4 protein-coding genes and 1 pseudogene are annotated in these 4,672 nt (G+C 66.9%); 3 read left to right on the top strand and 2 right to left on the bottom strand.

The window, feature by feature from the left end; all coding sequences use genetic code 11:
* A pseudogene (locus WB785_RS24785) lies at positions 1-127 on the top strand (WXG100 family type VII secretion target); the annotation flags it as partial.
* A gap of 130 nt (positions 128-257) precedes the next feature.
* On the top strand, positions 258-1,913 hold the full coding sequence (locus WB785_RS24780; protein ID WP_424082753.1) for a PPE family protein: 1,656 nt from the start codon (positions 258-260) through the stop codon (positions 1,911-1,913).
* Here the strand turns inward: WB785_RS24780 and WB785_RS24775 are convergent.
* Positions 1,894-2,871, bottom strand: a complete 978-nt coding sequence (locus tag WB785_RS24775) for a quinone oxidoreductase family protein (RefSeq protein WP_424082751.1) — start codon at positions 2,869-2,871, stop codon at positions 1,894-1,896. The two genes, WB785_RS24780 and WB785_RS24775, sit on opposite strands and share 20 nt — an antisense overlap.
* Positions 2,872-2,915: 44 nt before the next feature.
* On the opposite strand from WB785_RS24775, the gene WB785_RS24770 reads away from it, so the two are divergent.
* A complete protein-coding gene (locus tag WB785_RS24770; RefSeq protein ID WP_424082749.1) occupies positions 2,916-3,581 on the top strand; it encodes a hypothetical protein in 666 nt (221 codons plus the stop codon).
* Here WB785_RS24770 and WB785_RS24765 read toward each other — a convergent pair.
* Positions 3,531-4,475, bottom strand: a complete 945-nt coding sequence (locus WB785_RS24765; RefSeq protein WP_424082747.1) for a COX15/CtaA family protein — start codon at positions 4,473-4,475, stop codon at positions 3,531-3,533. The two genes, WB785_RS24770 and WB785_RS24765, sit on opposite strands and share 51 nt — an antisense overlap.
* Positions 4,476-4,672: the final 197 nt, after the last annotated feature.

Here is a 4,672-nt window from a genome sequence, read left to right as displayed (position 1 = left end):
GGCGCAGTGGAATCAGGCCATGGAGCAGTTGGTGTTGGCCTATCGGGCGATGGCCGGCACGCATGAGAACAACACCACCTCGATGCTGGCCCGCGACCAAGCCGAAGGCGCCAAATGGGGCGGCTAGAGCCGCAATCTGCTAGACCTTTTCGCGTGGGGCCCACCAGGTAAGACGCGGCATATGGCAAACCTCGACAGGTTAGCTTAGGCAATGCTAACGTTCTGCGGATCAGCGTTGCTCCGCGGGAGGTCTGAGGGTGAGCACGCCCATGTGGATGGCGTCACCGCCAGAGGTGCATTCAGCGTTGCTCAGCAGCGGTCCGGGCCCGAGCTCTCTGCTGGCGGCCGCGGGTGCGTGGAGTTCATTGAGCGAGGAGTACGCGTCGGCGTCTGAGGAACTCACGGCGGTATTGGCCGCGGTGCAGGCAGGTGCGTGGGAGGGTCCGAGCGCGGAGTCGTATGCGGCCGCGCATGTGCCGTATCTCGCTTGGCTAATGCAAGCCAGCGCGAAGAGCGCTGCAGCCGCCGCCCAGCACGAGACGGTTGCCGCGGCCTACACCGTCGCGCTGGCCGCTATGCCGACACTGGGCGAGTTGGCGGCCAACCATGCCACACACGCGGTGTTGTTGGCGACGAACTTCTTTGGTATCAATACCATTCCGATCGCGCTCAACGAAGCCGACTATGTGCGGATGTGGGTTCAGGCCGCCACCACGATGGTGACTTACCAAGCCGTCTCCGATACGGCGGCGGCGTCGACGCCGCAAACCCAGCCGGCGCCCGTAGTGCTGAACTCGGCATCCAGCTACGGCGACGCGGTGTCCAACGCCATCCAGGCTGTCGAACAGCTCTTCCAGGACGCCTCGACGCTGAACCTGTCCAACCTGGAGTCGTCATTTTTGAACGTGATCGAAAACTTCGACGTCGCCGCCTTCCTGCAGAATCCGGTTGGCTACACCCAGCAGGTCGTCGAGTCCTTCGTGGGGCAGTTCCCCTTCCTGTCGGACCTGTATTTCGGTTTCGGGGGCGACCACATCTTTGAATTCCTCGCGAATCCGGTGGGGTTCGTGGAGAACGTCATCAACAAGGTCTTGTCGGATCCGTTGACGGTGCTGGCGAATCCGTTTCTGGCGGTACTCAGCCCGGACGATTTTCCTTCCATCATCTATCCGCTGATACAGCCGGCCATCGCCCCCGGCCTCGCGGTTGCCTCCATGGGGTCTGCGGGAGGTTTCGCGGGGCTGGCCGAGCTGGCCGCTGGTCCGTCGATCCCCGTGGTCGAGTCGCTGGCACCGCCTGCGCTGGTACCGATTGCAAATGCGCCCGCCGCGTTGCCGATGGCTGGAGCGAGCCCGACAGTTGTTGCCTCGGCAGCGGCCCCTACCACGGCGCCGGCTCCGGCGCCTGTGCACGTGACGAGCACCATGGTCAGTTCAGCGGCGCCTCCGGCACCGCCGGCCGCGGTTGGGGCGGGTTTCGTGCCCCCATACGCGGTGGGCCCGCCAGGAATTGGGTTCGATTCGGGGATGAGCGCCGCCGCCAAATCCAGCGCCAAACGGAAGGCGCCGGACCCCGATATCGCCACGGCGACAGCGGCAGCGGCCGCACGTGCGCAGCGGCAGGCGCGGCGGCGTCGGCGCACGATAGTGCGCGACCACGGCGACGAATTTGCCGACATGAATATCGGCGTGGACCCCGACTGGGGCGAGCCGGCGGGTAACCAGCCGTTGGCATCGGATAACGGGGCGGGACCGTTGGGTTTTGCCGGCACCATGCGCAGCGAGGCCGTCGAGCAGGCCGCCGGCCTTACCACGCTTGCCGGCGATGAATTCGGTGGCGGACCGACGGTGCCGATGATGCCGGGCAGTTGGGAGTCCGACGGGCCGGCATCGACTACGGCGCCAAGACGATAGAGCCGACGGTCTTGCGGCCCTGCAGGTCGCGATGAGCTTGCGCGGCATCGGCCAACGGATAGCGTTCACTCACCGTCACCCTGATCGAACCCGCGGCGATCGCATCGAATAATTCCCCTGAGCGCCAAGCAAATTCGTCGCCAGGGCTGGTGAAGTGAGCCAGCGACGGGCGGGTCAGGTATACGGAGCCGGCCGCGTTGAGCCGCTGCGGGTCGATCGGCGGGACGGGGCCGCTGGACGCGCCGAACAACGCCAACGTTCCCCGCACGGCCAGGCTGGCCAGGCTGGCGTCGAACGTGCTGGCGCCGACACCGTCGTAGACCGCGGCCACACCCGCGCCGTCGGTCAACTCGCGGATGCGCCTTCCGAACTCGTGCGCGTCATCACCCGGGTAGTCCAGCACGTCTGTCGCGCCGGCCTGCCGCGACAGCTCGGCTTTGGCGGGTGTCGACACCGTCGTGATCACCCGGACCCCCAGGCTGGCCGCCCACTGCGTCAAGATCAGCCCCACTCCGCCTGCTCCGGCGTGGACCAGCACCGCGTCGCCCGCCTTCACCGGGTAGACCGACTTGAGCAGGTAATGCGCCGTCATTCCCTTCAACAGCGATGAGGCGGCCACATCCAAACCGACCGCTGACGGCACGCGCGTAACCAAAGAGGCTGGTGCGGTAGCGAATTCGGCATACGCTCCGGACGCCGCAGCGGTCGCCACCCGGTCGTCGACGGTGAGCGTCGTCACACCGTCGCCCACAGCGGCCACCGTCCCGGCCACTTCGGTGCCCAGCACAAAAGGCAGGTCGCGCGGGTAAGAACCGGACCGGAAATAGGTGTCGATGAAATTGACGCCGACCGCTTCGGATTTGATCAGCACCTCACCGGGACCAGGGGAGGGCTGCGGCTTCTCGACATAGCTGAGTACTTCCGGACCGCCGATTTCGGCGACTTCGATTGCGTGCATGCTCACTATGATCCATAACCAGCATCCGCAAGCATGGAGTCCGCATGAAGTTGGCCCGGCCCGACATTCGTCATCCGCGGATCGTGCTGGCCGGTTCGAAGGGAGGCGACGATGCCGGTCTGGTCGCCGCGCTGCGTAAGCGGGGGCTGCATGCCCGATGGCTGTCCTGGGATGACCCGGACACGCTGCACGCCGATCTGGTGATCCTGCGGACGGCCACCGCGTACGCCGACCGGCTCGAGGAGTTTCTGGCCTGGACCAGCCGGGTGCCCAACCTGCTCAACGCGGCAGATGTGATCGCCTGGAACGTCGGCCAACATCAGCTGCGGGATCTGCGCAACGGCGGGGTGGCGGTTCGCGCGTCAGCACCGGAGCGCGTGACGATGCTGGTCTATCTCGGCGGCGTGCAGTCGCACGCGTTCGCCGGGCAACGGCCGGTGGATGCCGACTTCGAATTGTGGGACCTCGGGCATGCTGCGCTGCGCGTGGCGGCCAAGCATTCCGGCATCCGGGTCGACGAGCTGCTCTACGCCCGCGTCGATGTCACCGCAGATGCTGAATTGGTCCGGCTGAATCTGGTTGCGCCGTCGCTGGGTTGGGGGCTGCTCGACGAGACCGCGCGCGACGACGGGCAGCGGCAATTCGCGGTGTGCGTTGAATCAGCTCTCGATCGGCTGGGGCTCGGTCCGCTCTCGCATCGACGCCCATAGCGCGGCGGTGGCTGCTGTGCACGCCGCCGCGCCCGCGACATGTATCGCCACCAGCGCGGCGGGCACTCCGGTGAAGAACTGCACAGTGCCGACGGTGGCTTGAGCGAACAGCAGCAGTACCAACACGCCGAGTCGCAGCAGGATCGGCCGAGCTGCCCGCACCGCGAGCAACCCGAAGCCCAGGCCCACCACCAGCCCGAGATAGGCCACCAGCAGCGACGAATGCGCGTGCACCAGCGTGGTGATCTGGATCCTCAGCCGCGGCACCGTCCGGAACGGGCTGGTGTCGCCGGCGTGCGGGCCCGCCGCGGTGACCAGGGTCCCGGTCACCAGCACGGCAGCCAGCGTCATCGCGCTGAGCGCGGTGAGCCAGCGCAGCGGCGCGACCACCGTGCTGGTCGCCTCGCCGTTGTCGGGTTCGCCGATCTTGACGTACAGCAGCACCGCCAGCCACACCATCGCCATCGACGTCAGCAGATGGATCGCCACTGTCCACCACAGCAAGCCGGTGAGCACGGTGATGCCGCCGATCACCGCCTGCAGCACGGTCGAGGCCGGCATCAACCACGCGTACAGCAATATTTCGGCGCGTCGCCGGGCCCGGGTCACGGCCAGCACCGCCAGGATCGCGGCGACGACGACGGCGAAAGTGATCATCCGGTTGCCGAATTCGACGGCCTGATGGATTCGGGGCACCTCGGGGTGGGCCACCGGGGTGAAGCTGCCTGGGAAGCATTGCGGCCACGTCGGGCAGCCCAACCCGGACGCGGTGACGCGGACAATCGCGCCGGTCACGGCGATACCGCCCTGGGTCAGGATGACGAATGCGGCGACGCCGCGCTGCGTGCGCACGCTGGGTTGAGGCAGCACAGGCATCGCCCGATCGTAGGACAACGAAAACTACGCCACGTAGTAGGGCGGCTGAGTCGCCGAGACTGCAACGACGCACTCCCGCACCGGCGCGTCGTGTGTGCGGTTGAAGTGTCGCGAGTAGGTGAGCGCAAAAATCAGGTGAACCGGAACCATCGGAGCGCGGCCAGCGCGGCCAGCCCGCCCCAGGCGACAAGCACGGCGACGCCGAACCAGTCCAG

The sequence above is a fragment of the Mycobacterium sp. genome, from assembly GCF_049585075.1.
Classification (GTDB): domain Bacteria; phylum Actinomycetota; class Actinomycetes; order Mycobacteriales; family Mycobacteriaceae; genus Mycobacterium.
Note: the sequence above shows the minus strand (reverse complement) of the source record. Positions and strands in the feature narration are given on the sequence as shown.

What these genes read in the sequence shown, in the direction of transcription:
- WB785_RS24775 (WP_424082751.1), bottom strand. Translation starts at nt 2,871, where the DNA reads ATGCACGCAATCGAAGTCGCCGAAATCGGCGGTCCGGAAGTACTCAGC.
- WB785_RS24770 (WP_424082749.1), top strand. Translation starts at nt 2,916, where the DNA reads ATGAAGTTGGCCCGGCCCGACATTCGTCATCCGCGGATCGTGCTGGCC.